Below are 826 nucleotides of genomic sequence, written 5' to 3' on the forward strand. Positions count from 1 at the left end.
TCCGTACAGGACGCCTCGACGATCGTGTTGACCGGCAAGGGTTTCGGCGTCACCAATCTGGTCGTGCTCGATACGGACGGCAGCCCGATCGTCGACGAACAGGTTACCGTCGTGCGGCAGGCCGCCTCGTCGGTGCGTATCTATCGCCGTGCAGAAATACAGACCATGTCCTGCACGCCCTATTGCGAAAGCTCCTATAAGAGTGATGCGGAGAAATCCTCCGAGGCTGAGATGAACGGCACCCGATAGGATGGCGCGGTGGAATGCCGTTCAGGTTATCGGCTGGTTAAGACGCCATCGACGACTTTAACGATCATTCAAACCGGGCCTCAATTGGTTTGCGCTAATACGCCTTCCGAGACCGCATAGAGATCGGCAGGATCAGACATGAGCAAGGAATTCGGCTCCGCAGACGAGCACAAAGCGAGACGCCCAAGGTTTTTCGCTCGCTTCCTTCGCGACCGGCGCGGCAGTACGGCAATTGAATTCGGAATCCTTGCAATCCCGTTTGCGCTGCTTGTCTTTGCCATTCTGGAAAGCTGCATCGCATTTGCCGGCCAGGAAGTGTTGTCCAACATCACCGACGATGTCGCGCGCCGCTTGCGCACCGGCCAGTTAAGGGCAGCCGACGTCGCCGGAGACAATTTGAAGAACATGATCTGCAACAAACTGGAGATCATCGTCTCGCAGGATTGTCCCAATCAGCTGGACGTGGATCTTCGCCAATATACGACGTTCGCCGCCGCCGCCGCGGCCGGCTTCAAGATACAGGCTGGCCAAGTCGTCCTGACCAACGGCGGCGCCAACCAGTCCTTTGCCGTTACGG

At 57.7% G+C, this 826-nt stretch carries 2 protein-coding genes; both read left to right on the top strand.

What is annotated here, in order from left to right:
* Nucleotides 1-249, top strand: a 249-nt coding sequence (locus ACXJ7R_RS34855; protein WP_457155760.1) for a pilus assembly protein N-terminal domain-containing protein, incomplete at its 5' end; no start/stop codon positions are given.
* Between the two features lie 138 nt (nt 250-387).
* Nucleotides 388-826 (top strand): TadE/TadG family type IV pilus assembly protein (locus ACXJ7R_RS34860; RefSeq protein WP_457155761.1); only part of this gene is annotated, 439 nt, incomplete at its 3' end.

This window comes from Mesorhizobium sp. P5_C1, from assembly GCF_054049815.1.